The organism is Nocardia sp. NPDC019219 (assembly GCF_040632645.1).
In the GTDB taxonomy this organism is placed as follows: domain Bacteria; phylum Actinomycetota; class Actinomycetes; order Mycobacteriales; family Mycobacteriaceae; genus Nocardia; species Nocardia sputorum.
Genome location: NZ_JBEYCG010000001.1, coordinates 707,729 through 729,875 on the forward strand (window position 1 = coordinate 707,729; position 22,147 = coordinate 729,875).

The window sequence follows — 22,147 nt, forward strand, 5'->3', positions numbered from 1 at the left end:
CATGTCCGGGGCTCGAGCGGGCACCGGTCCGGGCGCGAGACCGGCGTTGTCCGGCAGGATGGAATGGGTGACGCCCCTGCACTTGCCCAAGCCGAAGATGGTCGCCACCGATGTGGACGGCACGCTCATCGATCACGACGAGCGGGTCACCGCGCGGACCAAGGCGGCGGTCGGCGCCCTGATCGCCGACGGCGTGCCGTTCGTGCTGGCCACGGGGCGTCCGCCGCGCTGGATCGATCCGGTGGTGCAAGGTCTGGGGTACGCGCCGCTGTGTGTGTGCGGCAACGGCGCGGTGATCTACGACAGCGCCGCCGACCGGGTGCTGGTGAGTATGACGTTGGACGTGCCGACGCTCGCCTGGCTCGCCGACGTCGCCGAGCGGGCGTTGCCCGGCTGCGGTCTCGCGGCCGAACGCGTCGGGGAGAGCGCGCACGACGCGGTGACGCCGCAATTCGTCAGCTCGCCCCAGTACGAGCACGCCTGGCTCAACCCGGACGACACCTCGGTCGCCCGCGAGGAGGTCATCGACGCGCCCGCCATCAAGATGCTGATCCGGTTGCCCGGCGCGCGCAGCTCGGACATGCGCGCGGTGCTCGCTCCGCTGATCGGCGAGCGTGCCGACATCACCTATTCGACCGAGCACGGGCTCATCGAACTGTCCGCGCCCGGCATCACCAAGGCCGCCGGGCTGGCGGTGGTCGCCCAGCGGCTCGGCGTGGACGAGTCCACCATCGTCGCGTTCGGCGACATGCCCAACGACGTCCCCATGCTCACCATGGCCGGTCACGGCGTCGCGATGCGCAACGCCCATCCCGAGGCGCTGGCCGCCGCCGACGAGATCGCCGAGGCCAACACCGACGACGGAGTCGCGCGCGTCCTCGAGCGCTGGTGGGTGTGAGCTGTATCGAACCGCTTCCGGCCCGGGAGGGCTCCACGAGCGCGTGGAGGTGCCGGAACGACTCGGAGCCCGCGCGTGGGGCGCGGGCTCCGGGCGACAGTCACTTTCCTGGATCAGCCTTCAGGTGATGGCGATGGAGCGGCGAACGCGGCTTGGGCCGGGGCCGGATCGTGTGGTGGGTGCACGGCGGCCGGGTGCTGCGGGTCCGGTTGCGACGGTCCGGTGAAGGCCGGTGCGCCTGGCCGTGCCGGTGTCTGGGCGAGTGGGGTTCTCGGCTCGGGTGTCGTGCCGACGGACGGTGCGGGGGTGGCTGAGGCCGGTGCGCCGTTCGCGTTCTGCGCGTCAGCCGGAGCCGGGGCGGCCGGAGCGCCGTTGGCCGGGGCGTTTGGAGCTGTGGCGGCCGGAGCGCGGTTGGCCGGGAGAGCCGGAGCCGTTGCGGCCGGAGCGGGGGCATCAGCCGGGGCGCCGTTGGCCGGTGCGCCGTTGGTCGGGAGGCCCGGAGCGGTGGCGGCCGGGGCGCCGTTGGCCGGGGCGTTTGGAGCTGTGGCGGCCGGAGCCCCGTTCGCCGTTGCGGCCGGAGCCGGGGCATCGGCCGGAATCAGGGCGCTTACCTGCGCCGCGACCGGGTTCCGGCCCATCTCCTCTCGGTAAGTGTCGTTGTAGGTCTTCCACACCGTCGTGACGAGGCCCGTCAGCTGGTTGAGTATCAGTGAGCCGTGCTCGAAGTCGGCGCGCAGGCCGTCCGGGACCGGGTAGGCGTTGTGTAGCGGGAGGCCGAGCACACCCGTGTCGGCGCCGAGCTGCAGGAAGCGGTCCAGGATCGTGCCGAGCACCTCGACGACCTGTCCGTCCGGCGCGGTGTAGACGTAGCCGTTGGAGAACTTGGCGAACTGTTGGCCCTGCGCGGCGGGCAGCACGTCCGACCGGACGGCGCCGAGCGGGCCATTCGGTCCGCCGGACTGCGACCAGTGCTTGGCGATGATGTTGTCCTGCACCATGTTCAGCAGCTTGGTGGTCAATGCCGCGAGGGCTGACACGTCGACCTCGCCGGTTGCCGGGGGCGGGCTGTCGGCGCCGCTGGGCGCGCCGGGCGCGCCAGGAGCGCCTGCGGCGATATCGCGGATTCGATCCATCAGCGCGTACGCGGCGTCGCCGGGACACGTGGTGTTGCCGACGTCGCGGTGCGCGAAGACGACCGGCAACCGCACCGACTCGCCTTGGGCGTAGGGGGTGTAGGAAGTCCCCTCGGAGACCATCGTGGTGGAGCCCTTGGGGTCGAGTCCGGCCACCTTGGTGCGCCAGCCCACGAACGCGCCGATGGCCTCGATCGCCGCCTCCGTCGGTTGCTCGGACTCGTAGTTGCCCATCAGGGCGACGCCGGAGGTGTTCTCGTTGAACCCGCCCGCGTGCGCGCCCTGCACCGGGCGGTCGAGACCGCCGAAACGTCCCTCGAAGATCTGGCCGTACTTGTCGACCAGCGCGTTGTAGCCGATGTCGCACCAGCCCAACGTCTTCGCGTGATAGGTGTAGATCGCGCGGACGATGCCCGCCGACTCGGACTTGCTGTAATCGTTGCGGCCCGCGGTGTGGTGCACCGTGACGCCGCCGAGACCGTCGTCGTAGGTCGGCTCGTCGCAGCGGATGGATTCGTCTGCGCCCCATTGGGCGCGCGTGATCACGGTGGGCCCGCCGCCGGGCAGCGCCGCGGCGACGTTGCGCAGTTCGCCGTCGGTGGCGCCGCGGCCGGGATCGATGAGGACGGCGGTCAGGTCCGCGACTTGCTGGGCCGAGTCGTCGGAGCGCGCGGCCGGTTGCCGAGCCGGGTCATGCGGGGCCGGTTGCGCCGGGTCGGCCGCGACGGGTGCCGGCTGCGCCACCGGCTGGATCGCGCCCGCTGCCGTCTGCTTGCGGGTGACCAGGACTTGGACGGCCGTCGTGTCGCCGACGTAGATCGGCTCGGTGCCGTCGGTCGCGCCGGGGCCGGATCGGTCGGTGCGGTGGGTGTCGACCGGCTCGGTGTCGTACCACGGCCCCCAGGTGCCGTCGGGCTGCCGTGCTCGGATCGTGGCCTTGGTGTCCGTCAGCTCGCGGGCGGTGAGGGCGACCATGCTGAACGGGGTGTCGCTGGAGAGTTCCTTCACCTGGGCCCCCACTCGACTCAGCAGGTCGGGGCTCACGGCGCCGGGAGACAGCGCGGGAGTGTCGGGCGTGGTGCCGGGCTGCAGCCGAGTGGGATCCGCGATGAAGCGCACACTGCCGGTGGCGTGTCCGGAAATCGGCTGAGCAGCGGAATTCGGGTGCTCAGGTCGTCGATTCGGATCGAATTCCGGTTCGGAGGTTTGGCCGGGATTCGAGCTGGGTAGTCGTATTCCTTCCGGTGGCCGCGCGTCCGGTGGCAGAGGTGCGTCGGGAATCGGAATGGACGCGGCGCCCTGCAGCATGCGCAGATCGGAAAGATGCAGATCAGGCAGGGTCAGTCCGGCGAGTTCGCGCAGCGGCAACACGATATCGGGAGCGTGCGTGAGCGCGACCTCGGCCAGTTCGGCCGGAACGGCGGCCGGTTCGCTGTTGGTGGCGGTGCGGTAGTCGGACGAATCGCCGAGGGTGAGAGTGCCGAGCGGGGCGGCTACCGCGAGGGTGGTGACCACCGGGAGGACGTAGGAACGTTTCGGTTTGCGGTACCGCACGAGCGTCTCCAATCAGGTCGAACCAGTGATCACGGGTGATTCCGAGTTACTTCCTGATGTATCAATGGTCACAATAGCCACATTTGTCACAGGGCTAAACCTCTGGTTGAGGATTATGTGATTGCCTGAATGTAGCTGGTTGATTGCTGGCGCGTCTCGGAAACCAATGTAAAAGGTGGATAACTACCGGCCCTGGAAACCGTGGGAGTGAACGGATGCCTCGTCAAGCACGCATGCGGGGGACGGGAAAATGCGGCACGCGCCCGGGCGGCACCGGATCGGCGCCCGTCATGCTGATCGGAGTCGGCATGATCGCCGGCGCCCTCTTCGCGGTCTCGGGTGGGCCGGTCGATACGCCGTATCGCCCCCTGGCCGGACCGGGGCACGGGCGGGGCATGAGCCAAGTCGGCGCCTTCGACCACGCGCGAGCGGGGTGGAGAGCCGAACACATACTCGCGCACTACTACCGTGGCGCGACGCTCGCCACCATCGCGCCCACGGCCGTGCGGGTTCGCCTCATGGCGCGGGACGACTCCTCGCTGGGTGTCTTCGCGGCTGCCGGTCTGCGGGTTGCGGGCCGGGAGGTGGCGCCCGGCCAGGTTGCGCACCTGACGGCGCTGCCGGGCGGCGGCGCGAGCGTGGTCGTGACGGTCGGCTGCGACGGTGCGGTGCTATGGCAGGCGGCGACCGACGACCCTTGGATTCATCCGGTCGATCCCAAGCCGAACCGCCCGGCGGCGGAACATCTCACATTGTGCGGTGGTCCGGCGTATCGCGGCGCACTGGGCGTCGCCCTCGAGGACGGCGCGGCCCGCGTGGTCAACCAGGTGGACGTCGAGGACTATCTGCTCGGCGTGGTCCCGGCCGAGGTGCAGCCCAACTGGGCGGACAAGGGCGCGGCCGAGGCACTGCGGGCCCAGGCGATCGCGGCGCGCTCCTACGCCCTCGCCGAACAGCGCTACCCGTACGCGCAGACCTGCGATACGACCGCCTGCCAGAGGTATCCCGGTACCGCGCAGGAAGATTCGCGCACCGCGGCTGCCGTCGCGGCCACGACGGGTGCGGTCCTGCTGCGCGAGGGCCGGATCCTGCGAACGGAGTACTCCGCCGCACCCGGCGGAGCGGAGCCCACCGACATCCACACCTTGGATGTCGGACCCGCGCCGGAGGAGTTGGTCACCACCGCGCCCGCTGAAGATCCCCGCACGCAGGTGGCGGTCACGCCCGGTTCGCCTGTGGATCCCCGTGCGCAAGCGGCGGTCGCCGAATCGGCAGTCGATGCCGAGTATCGCCGCATCGGCGGCGCCGCGAGCGGTATCGGGACGCCGCTCGGACCAGAGATGATCCTGCCGCAGCGCGCGGGCACCTACCGGATGTACACCAACGGCGTCATCATCGTGACGCCCACATTGGGCGCGCAGGTCGTGGACTACTCCCGCATGCTGCAAGAGGTCCCGGAATCCGCTGGATCGCAGGCCGTTTCCCCCAGCACGGCACCCGGCCCGGCTACGTCCAGCGCTGCTGCACCCAGGGGGATCGTGGCGCCTGAGGTCGGTGGCGTTCCCGCGACTGATCAGGCGGGCACGCTCGGTGGTACGAGCTCGTAACTCGACCGAACTGCGGCAACTCTCTGGCCGGCGCTCACCGCGCCGCAATGCTCGGTACCGCGACCACTTTGAGTGACGCCCGGTCCATGGGTGGTCCGCGCACCGAATGCCCCTGCTCGTCCCGGCAGACGCCCGTCCGGGCCGCGCCCGCACCGGTATTTCGGTCAGGGTGAAATTGCCCCGCGAAAGCGGTTGACCTTGACGTAGCGTCAACTTGCAAGCTGGTTACACCGACGAGATCAAGGAACGAGGGGCAGGTCATGCGGACCGGGGAATGGTCCATTCAGGATCTGGCGAAGGCGGCTGGTACCACCAGTCGCACGCTGCGCCACTACGGGCAGCTGGGGCTGTTGCCGCCCAGCCGGATCGGGGCCAACGGCTACCGCTACTACGACCAGGCCGCCCTTGTGCGGTTGCAACGCATCCTGCTGCTGCGCGAACTCGGCCTCGGCCTTCCGGTCATCGCCGAAGTCCTTGCGGGAGAACAGGACACCGCCGCCGCGCTGCGCACGCACCTGGGTCTGCTGCGGCAGGAACAGGATCGGATCCGGCGGCAGATCGAGTCGGTGCAAACCACGCTGCACAAGACGGAAAGAGGTGAACAACTCGTGGCTGCGGAAGTTTTCGACGGCTTCGACCACACGAAGTACAAGGACGAGGTGATCGAACGCTGGGGTAAGGACGCCTACGAGAGCGGTGACCGCTGGTGGCGCTCGATGTCCGACGCGGACAAGAAAGCCTTCCAGCAGACCCATCTCGACATCGCCGCCGACTACGGCCGGGCCCGCGCCGCCGGGCTCACGCCCGACGCCGAGCAGGTGCAGGCCATCGTCCAGCGCCACTACGACTGGATCGGCGTCGGCTGGCAGGGTCGTCCGGTGGTGCGGGAGGCGTTCGTCAACCTGGGCGAGATGTACGTGGCCGACCCGCGTTTCGCGCAGAACTACGACGTGCACGGCGCGGGTACCGCCGAGTTCGTGCGGGACGCGATGAAGGTCTACGCCGAACAGCGGCTGTAGCGCAAACCATCTGGTGGCCGGTACGCATGCGCGCGTACCGGCCACCGGTCTTTCGGTCGTCGAGAGCTCCCGTTCCCTTGGGCAACTGTCACTCTCGGGTCGATTTCTGTCGGTACGGAGCGGTAGGGTTCGGTGCCGAGGGGGTTCGATGAACAATTCGTACATACAGCGCGGGGTGCCGGCTGGCAACAAAGCACCGTCGACCGGGCACGCCGCGTTGGCGGTGATCGGGGCCTGTCTCGGTGGCGGTGGAATCTGTGTCGGTGCGCTGTTCGGCATCAGGGAACTCAACAGCTCAACCAGCGGACTTCCCGACGCGACCAAGGATTTCGACGCCTGGTGGGCTGCGACCCGTATTCGTAGCGTGCAGGAAATCCTGCTCACGGTATCCGCGTTGCAGGCGCTGGTCCTGATCGCCGGTGCGGTCCTGCTGCTGCTCGGCAAGTCGGCCGGGCGGCCCGCGGTGCTGATTGGCTCCGCATGGGGATTCTTCGGCGGCCTGATAACGGCGACCTATGGCGGCGAGTACGGTGTGGCGGCGCAGTCGGCGGCCTCGCCGTTCTACCTGATCCTCGGGGCGGCTCTCTGCTCGGTCGCGTTCGGCGCGATCGCGACCGGTCCGCCCGGCCGCCCCGCTGTTTCACTTGCGCCCCTGCCGCCGCAGGCCGGCCACCGGTCGCCTGTGCCGCAGTTCGGTACCCAGCCACCAGCGCCGCAGTTCGGTGCCGAGTCGCCGATGCCGCAGTTCGGTGCCGCGTCACCGGTGCCCCAGTCCGGTGCTGCGTCTGCGGTGTCCCCATCCGGGCGTCAGCCATTGGAACCGCAGTTCGGTCAACACCCACCCGCCCCGCAGTCGCGACCGCCACACTGACGCGCTGTCAGGAGCTCGCTGGGTGCGACGCGAGGCCACGGCACGGCCCACTAGGTCTGGTCGTCGCGCCCGAGCGCGTGCATCAGTTGATCTTCGGTGATCGGCGGCACCGGCAGCGGATGGGCCGCTTCCGCGCGCAGGCCGTCGAGTATCAGGCCCAGATGGCGACGCCAGGCCTCGGGGGCGATGTGACTGGTCGCCTCGACGATTCTGGTGTGTGACCAGGTGATGAAGGCGATGTCCTCGAGTACCCAATCGGCGCGCAGGGCCCCCGCCTCCTGCGCGCGGGTGATGATCCGGCGCATCAGGCCGTGGCCGTACTCCTGGGCGCGCGCGATGGCGCGGCTGGGCGCGGCCCGCACGGCCAGTTCGCTGAGCAGCCGATCGGCGGCTTGCAGCGCGCAGACCTGCTCCACCAGGTAGACGAACGAGTCCCAAGGGTCATCGATGTCCAGCGCGTCCTCGGCGATGCGGCTGCCCGCTTCGATTCGGTCCTCGACCGCAGCGGCGATGAGGTCGTCACGGGTGGGGAAGCGGTTGTAGAGCGTGCCGATGGCGACTCCCGCGCGGGCGGCGATCTCCTTGAGCGGCGCGTCGAGGCCGCGTTCGGAGAAGACGGCGCGGGCGGCGGTCACGAGCGCGTCCCGGTTGCGCTGGGCATCGCTGCGTAACGGCTTGTCCACGGCCCGATCCTACAAATCGCACGCACCCGGATATGTTGAGCATAGATTCAACTTAGGTGTACCGTCGGCGGTGAACTTGAACCATGTCTCAACTTATTCAGGAGTGGCAATGTCCAAGACCATCGCGATCTTCGGGTATGGACCCGGTCTCGGCGTCGGCACGGGACGCCGATTCGGGCGTGAAGGGTTCCGGGTGGCCGTCATCGGGCGCGACCCCGAGAAGGCACGGCGGCATGCCGGCGAGCTGACGGCCGAAGGCGTCGAATCCGCCGCCTTCCCCGCCGACGTGACCGTCGACGCGCAGGTCACCGGCGTGATCGCGGAGATCGAGGCGACCTTCGGGCCGATCGACGTCGCCATGCACGGCGCGGCGGGCAACATGAGCGACCGGCTGCCATCGACCCTGGCGGTGGACATCCCTTCGCTGGACGCGCCGGTCGCGTTGAAGTTGCACTCGCCGATCCTGGTGACGAGGGCGCTCGCGCCGAAGATGGTGGAGCGAGGCGACGGCGCGTTGCTGTTCTCGTCGGGCTCGTCCGAGCGTTTCGTGGCGCCCTACCTGGCCAACTTCGGCATCGCGCTGGCCGCGCAGCGCGGCTACCTGCGCCAGCTCGAGGTGGAACTGCGCGGCACCGGCGTCTACGTCGGACTGCTCAATATCGGCGCGCTGATCGACGGCAGCAAGGCCGCGCGGATCGTCGACGAGCATCCGGAAGTGGTGCCGGAGGGCCTGGAGATCGTCCGCATCAGCGGCGACGAGCTCGGCGAGCACTATTGGCGGCTGTACACCGACAGGGACAAGGTCGAGCTCGACGTCGGTTTCCCGGCCTGAGCAGACGCGGAAGGACGGTTATCGCGCCCGGCCGGACGCGGAGCACACCGCGAAACCGGGCGCGATCCTGCGGCCGCCGGAGTAAACAACCGGTCGGTTGCCAGAGAAGTCCATTACGGCAAACTTCCGGCGAAATGCTGAGGTCGAGGACGTGAAAACGGGTACGCCGAGCGGTGCCGGTGCGCACAGTTCCGACTCCACCCGGACGTGGCGGGGACTTCCGATACTCTGGGCTCCCGTGACCGTCGCATCGTCCCCGGGTAACTCCGTCCATTCCGCCTCACAGTTCGATCTGATCGTCGTCGGCTCCGGATTCTTCGGGCTGACCGTTGCCGAACGCGCCGCCACCGTGCTGGGTAAACGGGTTCTGGTGATCGAACGGCGCCACCACCTCGGTGGCAACGCCTATTCCGAGCCGGACCCGGAAACCGGGATCGAGATCCACAAGTACGGCGCGCACCTGTTTCACACGTCGAACAAGCGGGTGTGGGACTACGTCACCCAGTTCACCGAGTTCACCGGCTACCAGCACCGCGTCTTCGCGATGCACAAAGGGCAGGCCTATCAGTTCCCGATGGGCCTCGGTCTGGTCTCCCAATTCTTCGGCCGCTACTTCTCGCCGGAAGAGGCGCGCGCGCTGATCGCGGAGCAGGCCTCGGAGATCGAGACCAAGGACGCGCAGAACCTCGAGGAGAAGGCCATCTCGCTGATCGGCCGTCCGCTGTACGAGGCGTTCGTGCGCGACTACACCGCCAAGCAGTGGCAGACCGACCCGAAGGAACTGCCCGCGGGCAACATCACCCGTCTCCCGGTCCGCTACACCTTCGACAACCGCTACTTCAACGACACCTACGAGGGCCTGCCCCGCGAGGGTTACACGAAGTGGCTGGAGAACATGGCCGCCTCCGACCTGATCGAGGTGCGCCTGAACACCGACTGGTTCGAGGTGCGCGAGCAGCTGCGCGCCGAGAACCCGGACGCGCCGGTGGTCTACACCGGCCCGCTGGACCGCTACTTCGACTACAGCGAGGGCGAGCTGGGCTGGCGCACCATCGATTTCGAGACCGAAGTGCTGCCGGTCGGCGACTACCAGGGCACCTCGGTGATGAACTACAACGACGCGGACGTGCCCTACACCCGCATCATCGAGCCGCGCCACTTCCACCCCGAGCGCGACTACCCCACCGACAAGACCGTGATCATGCGGGAGTACTCCCGGTTCGCGCAGACCGGCGACGAGCCGTACTACCCGATCAACACCCCCGAGGACCGGGCGAAACTGCTGGCCTACCGCGAGCTGGCCAAGCAGGAGACCGCCACCGCGAAGGTCGTCTTCGGCGGCCGCCTCGGCACCTATCAGTATCTCGATATGCACATGGCGATCGGCAGCGCGCTGAGCATGTTCGACAACGTGCTGCGCCCGCATCTCGCGGACGGCGCTCCGCTGGTCGACCAGGAGGCGTAGGAGCGCGATGACCTCCCAATCCATTCTGGAAGACATGACCACCGAGACCCGCGCGAAGTCGCTGTTGCAGCGCATCATCCTGCCCCGGCCGGGTGAGCCGCTGGACGTGCGCACGCTCTATGTCGAGGAGTCGGAGACCAACGCAAGGCGTGCGCACGCGACCACCCGCACCTCCCTGTCGATCGGCGCGGAGTCCGAGGTCTCGTTCTGCACCTACTTCAACGCGCTGCCCGCGAGCTACTGGCGGCGCTGGAGCGTCCTGTCGTCGGTGGTGCTGCGCTTGGAACTGGCCGGCCACGGCCGGGTGGACGTGTACCGCTCGAAGGCCGATGGTTCGCGAATCCACGTGCAGGGCAAGGAGTTCGCGGTCGCGACCGGCGCCGACTCGGTCGTCGTGGAATTCGAGACCGATCTGAGCCCGTTCGAGGACGGCGGCTGGATCTGGTTCGACATCACCAGCGACACGGCGGTCACGCTGCTGTCCGGGGGCTGGTACGCGCCGGTCGAGGCGCCCGGCGAGGGCAGCATCGCGGTCGGCATGCCCACCTTCAACCGGCCCACCGACGCGGTGAAGACGCTCGCCGCCCTCGGTTCGGACCCGCTGGTGCTGGAGAAGATCAAGGCCGTCATCATCCCGGACCAGGGCACCAAGAAGGTCGTCGACGAGCCGGGCTTCGCGGAATCGTCGGCGGCGCTCGGCGACCGCCTGTCCATCCACGACCAGCCCAATCTCGGCGGGTCCGGCGGCTACAGCCGGGTGATGTACGAGGCGCTGAAGACCACCGACGCCGAGTACATCGTCTACATGGACGACGACATCGAGATCGAGCCGGACTCGATCCTGCGCGCGCTGGCCTTCGCTCGCTTCGCCAAGTCGCCGGTGCTGGTCGGCGGCCAGATGCTCAACCTGCAGGAGCGCTCGCACCTGCACGTCATGGGCGAGGTCGTCGATCGCGGAATCTTCATGTGGACCGCGGCGCCGAACGTCGAGTACGACCACGATTTCGCCAAGTACCCGCTCAAGGACCGGGACAACTCGAAGCTGCTGCACCGGCGCATCGACGTCGACTTCAACGGCTGGTGGACCTGCGTCATCCCGCGCCGCGTCGCCGAGGAGCTGGGTCAGCCGCTGCCGCTTTTCCTGAAGTGGGACGACGCGGAGTACGGCCTGCGCGCCCGCGCGGCCGGGTACCCGACGGTCACCCTGCCCGGCGCGGCGGTGTGGCACATGGCCTGGAGCGACAAGGACGACGCCATCGACTGGCAGGCGTACTTCCACCTGCGCAATCGCCTGGTCGTGGCCTCGCTGCATCTGCCGGGCAACGGGCGCGGCATGGTGGTCAACACGATCAAGGCCACGCTGAAACACCTGCTGTGCCTCGAGTACTCGACGGTCGCGATCCAGAACCTCGCCATTCGCGACTTCCTCGCGGGCCCCGAACGGTTGTTCCAGCTGCTGCCCAGTGCGCTGGGCGCGGTGCACGAACTGCGCAGGCAGTACCCCGACGCGGTGATCCTGCCCTCGTCCACGGAACTGCCGCTGGCCAGCCACATCGGCGTCGGCGCGGTCGGCGAGCCTGCCAATCCGATCGCCAAGGTGGTCCGGCTGGCCAAGGGCGTGGTGCACAACTTCCGCCCCGCGCACCCCGAGCATCACGAGACCCCGCAGTTGAACGTGCCGACCCTGGACGCGCGCTGGTTCCTGCTCTCGCAGGTCGACGGCGTCACCGTCACGACGGCCGACGGGCGCGGCGTGGTCTACCGCAAGCGCGACCCGCGCCAGGCGCTCGGCCTGTTCAAGGAGGCCATGCGCCTGCGCAAGGAGCTGGCCGCCCGCTTCCCGGAGATGCAGCAGCGCTACCGCGCCGCCCATCCGCAGCTGACCAGCACCGCGGCGTGGGAGAAGGTCTTCGGCATCGACACGAAGGATGGACAGCAGTGAGTCTGGGAGCGAGCGCCGCCGACGACGCGGTGGCGCAGCCGCCGTTGCACAGCGCCAACGGGCACGGCGGCCCGGTGTCCGCGCAACCGGCGGCGGCGGGGCGGCAGGCGCCGGCTGAGGTCGCCGTCATCAACGCCGTGCAGGCCGCCCTCGGCAGCAAACCCGCCGTGGTATCCGCGGCGCGCGGCCTGTCGCACTTCGGTGAGCACGCGCTCGGCTGGGTCGGCATCGCCGCCGCGGGCTGGCTGGTGGACAAGCCGCGGCGCAGACAGTGGGCCGGGGTCGCGGTCGGCGCGGTCGGCGCCCACGCGGCCTCGATCGTCATCAAGCGCATCGTCCGCCGTCCCCGTCCGAACGATCCGTCGGTGCAGGTCAACGTGGGAACGCCGAGCAAACTCAGCTTCCCGTCCTCGCACGCGACCTCGACGACGGCAGCGGCCGTGTTGCTCGGCAGACTGACCGGGCTACCCTTGCCTGCGGTGCTCGTCCCCCCGATGCTGCTTTCCCGGGTGGTCCTCGGGGTGCACTACCCCACCGACGTGCTCGCCGGTTCCGCGCTCGGCGCCGCGTCGGCCGCCGCCCTGCTCGCCGCCGAAAAGAGACTCGACAGTGACCGCACAAGAAAGAGCCTTGGTTGACATGAGTGAAGAGCCGACCGGCGCCGACCTGGCCGAGGCGGTTGTCAAGGGCCCGCCCAAGACGCTGGCCGGCGGTCTGTTCAAGGCAGTCCGTCCACGGCAGTGGGTCAAGAACGTCCTGGTGCTCGCCGCGCCGCTGGCAGCGGGGACGGTCACCGACGTGGACGTGCTGGCGCACGTCGGCATCGCCTTCGTGGTGTTCTGCATGGCGGCCTCGGGCATCTACCTGGTGAACGACGCGCTCGATGTGGAAGCCGACCGGGCGCACCCGACCAAGCGGTTCCGGCCGATCGCCGCGGGCGTCGTCCCGGTGAACCTGGCCTACCTGCTGTCGGCGCTGCTGCTGTCGGGGTCGATCGCGGGATCGTTCCTCGCCTCGTGGCAGCTGGCCGTGGTGATGGCGGTCTACATCGGTATCCAGCTGGCCTACTGCTTCGGGCTCAAGCATCAGGCCGTGCTGGACATCTGCATCGTGTCCTCCGGCTTCCTGCTGCGCGCGGTGGCCGGGGGCGCGGCGGCGGACATCGATCTGTCGCAGTGGTTCCTGCTGATCATGGCCTTCGGCTCGCTGTTCATGGCGGCGGGCAAGCGCTACGCGGAACTTCAGATCGCGTTGGGCACCGGCGCCAAGATCCGCAAGTCGCTGGAGTACTACACCCCCACCTACCTGCGTTTCATCTGGACGCTGGCCGCGACGGCGGTCGTGGTGTTCTACGGTCTCTGGGCGTTCCAGCAGGACGGCATCAAGGACACCAACTGGTTCGGGATCTCGATGATCCCGTTCACGATCGCGATCCTGCGTTACGCGGTCGACGTCGACGGCGGCGAGGCCGGGGAGCCGGAAGAGATCGCGCTGGGGGACCGCGTCCTGCAGTTCCTCGCAATTGCCTGGATCGGAGCGGTAGGTGTCGCTGTCTATCTCACCTGACGAGATGCTGGTAGCGGAGCAAACGGAATACGCGGCGGAGCGGCCTGCCGATGCGCAGGCCCGCTCCGCGTCGCGGTTCGCGCGTCTATCCAAAGCCACGTTCGTCGGTGGGATCGCTCTCACCGTTGTCCTTTTCGCGGTCGGAGGCTGGCAGCGACGGTGGATCGCGGACGACGGTCTCATCGTGTTGCGCACCGTGCGCAATCTGCTGGCGGGCAACGGTCCCGTCTTCAACGCGGGCGAGCGGGTCGAAACCAACACCAGCACCGCGTGGACCTACCTGGTCTGGTTCTTCAGCTGGCTGACCCAGGCGCGGCTCGAGTACGTGGTGCTCGGCGTCGCCATCACGGTGTCGCTGGCGGCGATCGTCTTCGCCATGCTCGGTTCGGCGCGGCTGTGGGGCGGGACGGGCGCCGGCCTGCTGCTGCCCGCGGGCGTGCTGGTCTACATCGCGCTGCCCCCGGCACGCGACTACGTCACCTCGGGCCTGGAAAGCGGCCTGGTGATCTGCTGGATCGGCCTGCTGTGGTGGCAGCTGATGCGCTGGAGCCAGGCGAAGTCGGTGCGTCTGCCCGGCCTGCTCGGGTTGGTCTTCCTTGCCGGGCTCGCGCCGCTGATCCGTCCCGAGATGACGCTGGTCGGCGCGTTGGCGCTGCTGATGATCTTCTTCGCCCCGATGCCGGAGAGCAGGCTGCGGCCGATCGTGCTGCGCTCGGTGATCGTCGCGGTGGCCGGGCTGGTTCCGCTGGGGTACCAGATCTGGCGAATGGGCTACTACGGGCTGCCCTACCCCAACACCGCCGTCGCGAAGGACGCGGGCGGCGCCAAATGGGGGCAGGGCTTCACTTACCTCTGGGACCTGGTCGGTCCGTACTTCTTGTGGGCGCCGCTGCTGGTGCTGCTGGTCGCCGGTGTGCTCGCCGCACGCACGCGGCCGGGCCGGAACACCGGTGACGAGACGCGCGGCTGGTCGGTGCACCGGTTTCGGGAGTGGCTGCGCTCCCCGGGCGCGGTGGTCACCACGGTCCTGCTCAGCGGGTTTCTGCTGACCGTGTACGCGCTGCGGGTCGGCGGCGACTTCATGCACGGCCGGATGCTGCTGCCGCAGTTGTTCCTGCTGTTGCTGCCGGTCGCGGTGCTTCCGATCCGGGCGCCGCAGGGCGGGGTGCGTGCGGCGACCACCGCCGACTGGTCCCTCGCGGCGATCGCGGTGGCGTTCGTCGCGGTCGCGGGCTGGGCGCTGTTCGCGGCCGACACCACGGCGATCAAGACCGGCACCAAGATCACCTCCACCGGCATCGTCGACGAGCGCGTCTACTACGTGCTCAACACCGGGCACGACCACCCGATCCTGGCCGAGGACTACCTGGACTATCCGCGTATTCGCGCGATGGTCGACGACATCGCCAACAGTCCGAACGGTGGGCTGCTGCTCAACTCGCCGTCGTTCATGTTCTGGTACATCGCTCCACCGCCCCAGCCGATTCCGGACGGCGGCGCCGGGCACACGGTCTACTTCCTGAATCTCGGGATGACGAGCATGAACGTCCCGCTGGACGTGCCCGTGATCGATCCGATGGGCCTGGCCTACCCGCTGGCCGCGCACACCGATCGGCTCACCGACGGCCGGATCGGACACGACAAGAGCCTGTACCCGGACTGGGTCGTCGTGGACACCGGCATGGTGGACAAGAAGCCGTGGATGCCCTGGTATCTGGACGAGAAGTGGGTCACCCAGGCGCGCACCGCGATGTCCTGCCCCGAGACCCAGGCGCTGATGATCTCCTACCGCGATCCGCTCACCTTCGAGCGTTTCCGGCACAACCTGCGCAACGCGCTGCGGTTCGCGAAGTACCGCATCGATCGGGTGCCGAAGTACGAGATCCAGCGTTGCGGACTGGTCGATCCGTTCCCACAACCGGTCGCGCCACGCTGACCCCTGGAATCACACTGGGCCCATCGGACACGGTGGGCCCAGTGGCCCCATTGTGCGAGGTAGGTAAAGTGGCGTACCTCGCTTTATCTCTTTTTGGTAACGCCACCGTGTCGATACCGATATACGCTACGACCGTATGCCCGGCCTGGCGTCCACCGGTCGTGGGCATCGGCGGGTTACCGTGTGGACGGCTTGCCGCTGTCGCTTGTGAAACGAAAGGTTGAAACTGATGCGAGGCGTGATCGGGCGTCGTCTTAAAACTCGAAGAGCAGGTTCCTGGCTCAAGCGATCCATGCTGGTTTCGCTGGCTGTTCTGCTACCGCTCGGGGTGTCGGTGGCAGGCCCTGCCGCCCCGGCCTCCGCCGCGTTCAATCCGGATGGCTTCGACTTCTGGGTCGATTCCGAAATGGGGCCGATCAAGTCGCGCATCTTCCGCGCCGCGGACGGCAATACCGGGCGCGTGGTCTACGCGCTGGACGGCATGCGGGCGCGCACCGACTTGAGCGGCTGGGAGATCGACACCGAGGTCGCGCGCGAGCTGACCAAGTGGAACATCAACGTTGTCATGCCGGTCGGCGGCCAGTCCAGCTTCTACGCCGACTGGAACGGCCCCAGCGACTTCTTCGGCCTGGGCAGCGCGGGCTCGTCCTCCACCGGTTCGGCGAACTCGGGCTCCGGCCTGCTGACCGGTTCCGCGGGCGGCCCCGGCAAGACCAGCACCTACAAGTGGGAAACGTTCCTCACCAACAACTTGCGCTGGGCGCTGCGCGACCGGCTCGGGTTCAACCCCAACGGCAACGGCGTGTTCGGTCTGTCCATGGGCGGCAGCGCGGCGCTCACCCTGGCGGCCTACCACCCCGACCAGTTCCGTTACGCCGGTTCGTACTCCGGCTACCTGAACATCTCCGCGCCTGGCATGCGTGAGGCGCTGCGCGTGGCCATGCTGGACGCGGGTGGCTACAACATCGACGCGATGGCACCGCCGTGGGGCCCGCAGTGGCTGCGGATGGACCCGTTCGTCTTCGCGCCGCGACTGAAGGCGAACAACACCCGCCTGTGGGTCTCCGCGGGCAGCGGTCTGCCGAGTGGGGCGGACGGCATCAGCTTCAACACGCTCAACGCGATGGGTCTGGAAGCGCTCGCGCTGGCCAACACCCGCGCGTTCCAGGTTCGCATGCTCACCCTCGGCGCGAACAACGTCACCTACGACTTCCCGGCCGTGGGTGTGCACAACTGGAACTATTGGGCCGACGAGGTCTACCGGATGATTCCGGATCTGTCCGCGAACATCGGGTAGTAACCCGGCAGCAGCGACGAAAGACCGCTCCGCGTCACCGGCGCAGGGCGGTCTTTCGGCGTTTACGCGGGCGTCCGTGGGTACTTAGGCAACGAATAAGAAGAGAAAACGGCTTCGGTAGTTGTGGTCTGGATCACCATCCAGCAACATGAAGGCATTCGTTGTCGATTGATACCTGTTCACCATGCACCGAGTTCGATTCGTCCCGGTTCTCGATAGACGCTGCGTACTCGCCACTCGGTGTGGATCGGTAGAGATCGCTAGGAGTTTGCCGAATCGGCCGCCCGAGGGAAAGGTCCACTGTGATGCGTAGTGCGCGCGGGAAGCGCGGGCCCGGAAGGTCTGGAACATCCGGTTCGTGGTTGCGACGGTCTGTGCTTGGCGTCGCCGTCGCGATGCTGTTGCCGCTCGGCACGGCCATCGGCGGCTCCGGCGCCACGGCATCGGCGGCGTTCGACCCCGCGGCCTTCGATTTCTGGGTCGATTCCGGGATGGGCCCGATCAAGACCCGGATTCTGCGCGCCGCGGACGGCAACACCAATCGCGTCGTCTACGTGCTGGACGGCATGCGGGCGCCGGAGACGCTGAACGGCTGGGAGATCGAGACGAACATCCCGCAAGTCCTGGCGAGCCAGAACATCAACGTGGTGATGCCGGTCGGCGGCATGTCGAGCTTCTACGCCGACTGGATCGCGCCGAGCGAGTTCTTCGGAGTTCCGGCCGGCTCGGGCTCCAGTACCGGCTCCGGCGGGCTCGACGGGTTCGCGGGCGGTCCGGGCAAGAGCTACCGGTACCAGTGGGAGACCTTCCTGACCAACAACCTGCGCTGGGCGCTGCGCGACCGGCTGGGGTTCAATCCCTACCGCAACGGCGCCTTCGGTCTGTCCATGGGCGGCAGCGCGGCGCTCACCATGGCGGCCTACCACCCGGATCAGTTCAGCTTCGCGGGCTCGTTCTCCGGGTATCTGAACAACTCGGCGCCGGGCATGCGCGAGGCGATCCGCGCCGCCATGCTGGACGCGGGCGGCTACAACGTCGACTCGATGGCGCCACCCTGGAGCCCGCAGTGGCTGCGGATGGACCCCTTCGTCTTCGCGCCCAACCTGATCCGCAACGGCACCCGGCTGTGGATCGCCGCGGCCAGCGGCCTGCCCTCGGCCTCCGACCCGCCGAGCTTCAACACCCTCAACGGCATGGGTCTGGAGACTCTGGCGCTGGCGAACACCCGCGCGTTCCAGGTCCGGATGGCGACCCTGGGCGGCGGTAACGCCGTCTACTCGTTCCCGCCGTTCGGCATTCACGCCTGGAACAACTGGGCGGACGAGGCCATGCGAATGATCCCCGATATGTCGGCGAACATCGGCTGAGTTGATTTGCGGCTGTGATTGTTTTCCAGCGCCTGCGGCGCTGGGAGTTCGCGGCCCCTTCACGGCTCGTGTCAGGGCGGACGAGACTCGCGCTTGTGGCGCATACGCTTCGTCCGCTCTGACACCAGCCGGGCCGCGAACGTCACTCGTAAGACTCCCGCCCCGGGGGCAGTGCGGGGGTCTTGCGCTTTGTGGTGTGCACTTGGTCGGGGGCATTTGTTCGGGTTTTGTGTAGTTAGTGGGGGTTCGGGGTGGGCCTTTGAGCAGGGTAGGGGGTTGAGGCAACGAGCTAGGGGGAGTGGGCGCGTGCCTTAGGGGGCACGTGGGGCGACTTCGGGGACCGTGCCGTGCGAACCGCGCGATGTTTGCTGAATGATCGCTACAGAGCGGTAGATGGTGCTCGAAGGCATTTGCCAGACGTATTCTCGGTGGCTATCACGGCAGATATCGGATGTGATCACGGTGCGGTCACTGGGGTAGCGGGAGTCGCTTCGACCACAGGGGCTGGTCCCAGGGTCGACATCCGGGGCGTGGCGGATGCCGGGATTGCGAAGATCTCGGAGCGGTGACAGTTCTCGCCAGGAGAGCAAATATCTTGCGTTCCAACACGACATCACCGGGAGAACGCGATAAGGTCACCGCATCATTACCTTGCGCGAACGGACGGATTTCGCCAGTGGAAAGACCACGGATCTTGCTAAAGCGAGGGCCGTCGAATATCGTCCAGCGAGCGCAAGTGTGACCAGATCGTTGTAGCGCCGTCATGGGTGTCGGATTGTCGGGACCATGTCCGTGACGCGCGTCTCGTTGGCAACACGGGTGCCGCTTCGCCCCTAGGGCGGCGAGTGGCACCACAACAGCAGAAAGAGAGCAGGATTCATGCGTTTCGGCAGGGCGGCCGCGCCGAAGAGAACACAGTCGGGACGGCGAGGCGCGGCTCGCGGTTGGCGTAGTCGAATTCTGGCTGTCGGTGCCGCCGTTACGGCGCTTCCGATCGCCGCAGGTCTGGCGACCCCGACGCTCGCCACCGCGGCGCCGTCGGCGCACGCGCCGGTGTTGCGAGCGCCCGCGGGTGGCTTCGAGGACCTGATGGTCCCCTCCAGCATGGGCCCGATCAAGGTGCAGGTGCAGTGGGCCGCGCGCGGTGGCAACGCGGCGCTGTACCTGCTCGACGGTCTGCGCGCCCGCGACGACCGCAACGCCTGGTCGTTCGAGACCAACGCGCTGCAGCAGTTCGGGAACGACAACATCACCCTGGTGATGCCGGTCGGCGGCCAGTCCAGCTTCTACACCGACTGGTACGCACCGTCGAACCTGAACGGCCAGAAGACCACCTACAAGTGGGAGACGTTCCTCACCAAGGAGCTGCCGGCCTTCCTGGAGGGCTACGGCGTCTCGCGCACCAACAACGCGGTCGTCGGCTTGTCCATGGGCGGTAGCGCGGCGCTGGCTCTCGCGGCCTACCACCGCGACCAGTTCAAGTTCGCCGCCTCCTACTCGGGCTACCTGAACATCTCCGCGCCGGGCATGCGCGAGGCGATCCGCATCGCGATGCTGGACGCCGGCCGCTACAACGTGGACTCCATGGCCGCGCCGTGGAGCCCGCAGTGGCTGCGGATGGACCCGTTCGTGTTCGCGCCGCAGCTGCGCGGCCTGCCGATGTACATCTCGGCCGCCAGCGGTCTGCCGGGTCAGTTCGACCAGCCGAACTCGGCGGTCGGCGTGTTCAACACCGGCAACGCGATGGCGCTGGAGGCCCTCTCGCTGGTGAACACCCGCGCGTTCCAGGCCCGCTTGAACTCGCTGGGTATCCCGGCCCGGTTCGACTTCCCGGCCGCCGGTACGCACTCCTGGAAGTACTGGGAGGGCCAGCTGTTCGCCTCGCGCAACATGATCCTGGACGCCACCGGCGCCTGGTGATCTGATTCCCCCTTCGCATTCAGGCCGCACCGCTTCGGTGCGGCCTGAATTGCGTTCGGGGCCAGGCGCGATCGCGTGCCGGCGAACATAGTTTGCTGGACAGCGCGTGTCTCCCGTAAACGTCGCTATAACGGGAGTACAAAGCTTTTGTGACAGGGATTACGCGCGGTAGCTGTGGCATACGCGGGCGCCTCGTCGCTCGTTCGGCACGCGAGCGGCTCATGCTGCTCGCCACCGCACTGGTGATCCCCCTAGCCGCGAGTACGTCCGTCGAGGCGCCCGCGGGCGCGGAGCCCGCGATGGCCGCGGCCGCGCCCGCGCTGGAGAAGGTGCAGTGGCTCAGCGACCGCCGCGTCGCCCTCTGGGTGACCTCGCCGTCCATGGGCGTGCCGATCCAGGTCCAGTTGCTGCTGGCCCGGGACTGGAACGCCCGCCCGGAAGCCCGGTTCCCCGTTCTCTTCCTGCTCGACGGCCTGCGCGCGACCGACGACGAGAACGGCTGGACGAAGGAAGCGGGCGCGGTCGATTTCTTCGCCGACAAGAACGTCACCGTCGTGCTGCCGGTCGGCGGGCAGTCCAGCTTCTACACCGATTGGCTCGAGCCGGACAACGGCCGCACCTACAAGTGGGAGACCTTTCTCACCAAGGAGCTGCCGCCGCTGCTGGAGAGCCATTGGCGGGCGACGCCGGTGCGCGGCATGGAAGGGCTCTCGATGGGCGGCACGGCCGCGATGCTCCTCGCCGCCCGCAACCCCGGCTTCGTGCGGCATGCCGCCTCGTACTCCGGCTTCCTGACCACGACGACGCTGGGCATGCCGCAAGCCATCGAGTTCGCCATGCGCGACGCGGGCGGTTACGACGCCGCCGCCATGTGGGGCCCGCAGACCGGCCCGGAGTGGGAGGCGCACGACCCTTACATGCTGGCCGACAAGCTGCGAGGCGTCAGCCTCTACATCTCCAGCGGCAGCGGCGCGATCGGACCCTACGACCAAGCTCTCGGCATACCCGGAGTGAGCACGAACGTCGCGGGCATGGGGCTGGAGATCCTGTCCCGGCTCACCTCGCAGAACTTCGTGACCAAGCTGGCCAAGCTGGCCATTCCGGCGCAGGTGAACTATCGCCCGTCCGGCACCCATTCCTGGCCGTACTGGGATTTCGAGATGCGCCAGTCCTGGAATCAGGCCGCCTCCGCGCTGGGCGTCGACCAGGGCAAGCCCGCCTGCCAGCCGGGCGGCGCGATCGGTCCGGTGGCGGCCGCCGCGAGCTGGCTCGGCGAATGCCTGACCGGGGAATACGCGGTGGCCGGAGGAACCGCGCAGGATTTCAAGGGCGGCCGGGTGTTCTACGCGCCGGACAGCGGGGCGTACCCGGTCGGCTTCTTCGGCGCGGGCTATCAAGCCGCGGCCGGTCCCACCGGTCCGCTGGGGCTGCCGACGGGGGAGGAGCGGGCGCTGGAGGACGGCCGCGGCAGGTTCCAGTCCTTCCAGAACGGCTCGCTGTATTGGACGCCGCAGACCGGCGTGCACGTGGTGCGCGGCGCGATCCTGGACGAGTGGGGTAAGCAGGGGTTCGAACGCGGCCCCGCCGGTTACCCGATCGGACCGGAGGTCAAGACGCCGAGCCGCGACGGCGCCGTGCAAGGCTTCGAGAACGGTCCGTTCTACTACAGCCAGTCCACCGGCGTGCACCGCGTCCAGGGACTGATCCTGGGCAAGTACGCCCAGCTGGGCTTCGAGAACAGCCCGCTCGGCTTCCCCGTCGCGGAGGAGCAGCCGCTGAAGGACCTGGGCCGGTACAGCCGATTCGAAGGCGGCAACATCTATTGGAGCCCGGTCTCGGGCGCCTGGGCCGTGCGCAACGGCCCGATACTGGACGCCTGGCGCGAGACCGGCTATGAGAACGGCAAACTCGGCTACCCCACCGGCGACGAGTTCCCCATCTCCGACGGCGTCCAGCAGAACTTCCAGGGCGGCTTCATCACCCTCCGCGACGGCAAACCGGAGGTGCACAGCTTGTGACGAAGAGTCGGATCGCCGAACTCTTGACGGCACCGGCCG

The 22,147-nt window shown here is 68.2% G+C and carries 16 protein-coding genes; 14 read left to right on the top strand and 2 right to left on the bottom strand.

All coding sequences use genetic code 11. The annotated features are described in order from the left end of the window. Positions 1-58: 58 nt before the first annotated feature. Positions 59-898, top strand: a complete 840-nt coding sequence (locus ABZ552_RS03225; protein ID WP_159849150.1) for an HAD family hydrolase — start codon at positions 59-61, stop codon at positions 896-898. A gap of 113 nt (positions 899-1,011) precedes the next feature. Here the strand turns inward: ABZ552_RS03225 and ABZ552_RS03230 are convergent, their stop codons facing one another. Further along, positions 1,012-3,585 (bottom strand): N-acetylmuramoyl-L-alanine amidase, encoded by a 2,574-nt coding sequence (locus ABZ552_RS03230; protein ID WP_357435376.1) that lies wholly within the window; start codon positions 3,583-3,585, stop codon positions 1,012-1,014. 290 nt (positions 3,586-3,875) lie between these two features. On the opposite strand from ABZ552_RS03230, the gene ABZ552_RS03235 reads away from it, so the two are divergent. From ABZ552_RS03235 to ABZ552_RS03245, 3 genes are all read left to right on the top strand, one after another. After that, positions 3,876-5,192 (top strand): SpoIID/LytB domain-containing protein, encoded by a 1,317-nt coding sequence (locus ABZ552_RS03235; RefSeq protein WP_357435378.1) that lies wholly within the window; start codon positions 3,876-3,878, stop codon positions 5,190-5,192. Positions 5,193-5,452: 260 nt separating this feature from the next. Next, entirely contained in the window at positions 5,453-6,211 is a 759-nt protein-coding gene (locus tag ABZ552_RS03240) for a MerR family transcriptional regulator (protein ID WP_357435380.1), read from the top strand. A 217-nt stretch (positions 6,212-6,428) separates the two neighbouring features. Then, positions 6,429-7,082: a hypothetical protein gene (locus tag ABZ552_RS03245; protein ID WP_357435382.1), complete on the top strand. Its 654-nt coding sequence runs from the start codon at positions 6,429-6,431 to the stop codon at positions 7,080-7,082. A gap of 50 nt (positions 7,083-7,132) precedes the next feature. On the opposite strand, the gene ABZ552_RS03250 is transcribed toward ABZ552_RS03245, so the two are convergent. Continuing rightward, complete coding sequence (locus ABZ552_RS03250; protein WP_357435384.1) at positions 7,133-7,765, bottom strand: helix-turn-helix domain-containing protein; 633 nt, start codon at positions 7,763-7,765, stop codon at positions 7,133-7,135. A 109-nt stretch (positions 7,766-7,874) separates the two neighbouring features. Between ABZ552_RS03250 and ABZ552_RS03255 the strand changes: the two genes are divergently transcribed. The 10 genes from ABZ552_RS03255 to ABZ552_RS03300 all read left to right on the top strand — a co-directional run bounded on the left by ABZ552_RS03255 (position 7,875) and on the right by ABZ552_RS03300 (position 22,108). Then, complete coding sequence (locus ABZ552_RS03255; RefSeq protein ID WP_357435386.1) at positions 7,875-8,597, top strand: SDR family oxidoreductase; 723 nt, start codon at positions 7,875-7,877, stop codon at positions 8,595-8,597. Between the two features lie 238 nt (positions 8,598-8,835). After that, positions 8,836-10,062, top strand: a complete 1,227-nt coding sequence (gene glf, locus ABZ552_RS03260) for a UDP-galactopyranose mutase (protein ID WP_357435388.1) — start codon at positions 8,836-8,838, stop codon at positions 10,060-10,062. 7 nt (positions 10,063-10,069) lie between these two features. Further along, positions 10,070-12,004, top strand: a complete 1,935-nt coding sequence (locus ABZ552_RS03265; protein WP_357435390.1) for a glycosyltransferase — start codon at positions 10,070-10,072, stop codon at positions 12,002-12,004. A 74-nt stretch (positions 12,005-12,078) separates the two neighbouring features. Further along, positions 12,079-12,642 (top strand): phosphatase PAP2 family protein, encoded by a 564-nt coding sequence (locus ABZ552_RS03270; RefSeq protein ID WP_281881243.1) that lies wholly within the window; start codon positions 12,079-12,081, stop codon positions 12,640-12,642. A gap of 1 nt (position 12,643) precedes the next feature. Next, a complete protein-coding gene (locus ABZ552_RS03275; RefSeq protein ID WP_281876702.1) occupies positions 12,644-13,570 on the top strand; it encodes a decaprenyl-phosphate phosphoribosyltransferase in 927 nt (308 codons plus the stop codon). A gap of 4 nt (positions 13,571-13,574) precedes the next feature. Next, positions 13,575-15,506, top strand: coding sequence for a flagellar motor control protein ZomB (gene zomB, locus ABZ552_RS03280; RefSeq protein WP_357435551.1), 1,932 nt, complete (start codon positions 13,575-13,577; stop codon positions 15,504-15,506). 229 nt (positions 15,507-15,735) lie between these two features. Beyond that, the gene (locus ABZ552_RS03285; protein WP_281876704.1) at positions 15,736-16,803 is read left to right on the top strand and encodes an alpha/beta hydrolase family protein; all 1,068 of its coding nucleotides are present in this window, start codon (positions 15,736-15,738) and stop codon (positions 16,801-16,803) included. 305 nt (positions 16,804-17,108) lie between these two features. Then, positions 17,109-18,170: an alpha/beta hydrolase family protein gene (locus ABZ552_RS03290; protein ID WP_357435392.1), complete on the top strand. Its 1,062-nt coding sequence runs from the start codon at positions 17,109-17,111 to the stop codon at positions 18,168-18,170. Positions 18,171-19,049: 879 nt separating this feature from the next. Continuing rightward, positions 19,050-20,090, top strand: coding sequence for an alpha/beta hydrolase family protein (locus ABZ552_RS03295; RefSeq protein WP_281876706.1), 1,041 nt, complete (start codon positions 19,050-19,052; stop codon positions 20,088-20,090). Between the two features lie 221 nt (positions 20,091-20,311). Further along, on the top strand, positions 20,312-22,108 hold the full coding sequence (locus tag ABZ552_RS03300; protein WP_281876707.1) for an alpha/beta hydrolase-fold protein: 1,797 nt from the start codon (positions 20,312-20,314) through the stop codon (positions 22,106-22,108). Positions 22,109-22,147 lie beyond the last annotated feature (39 nt).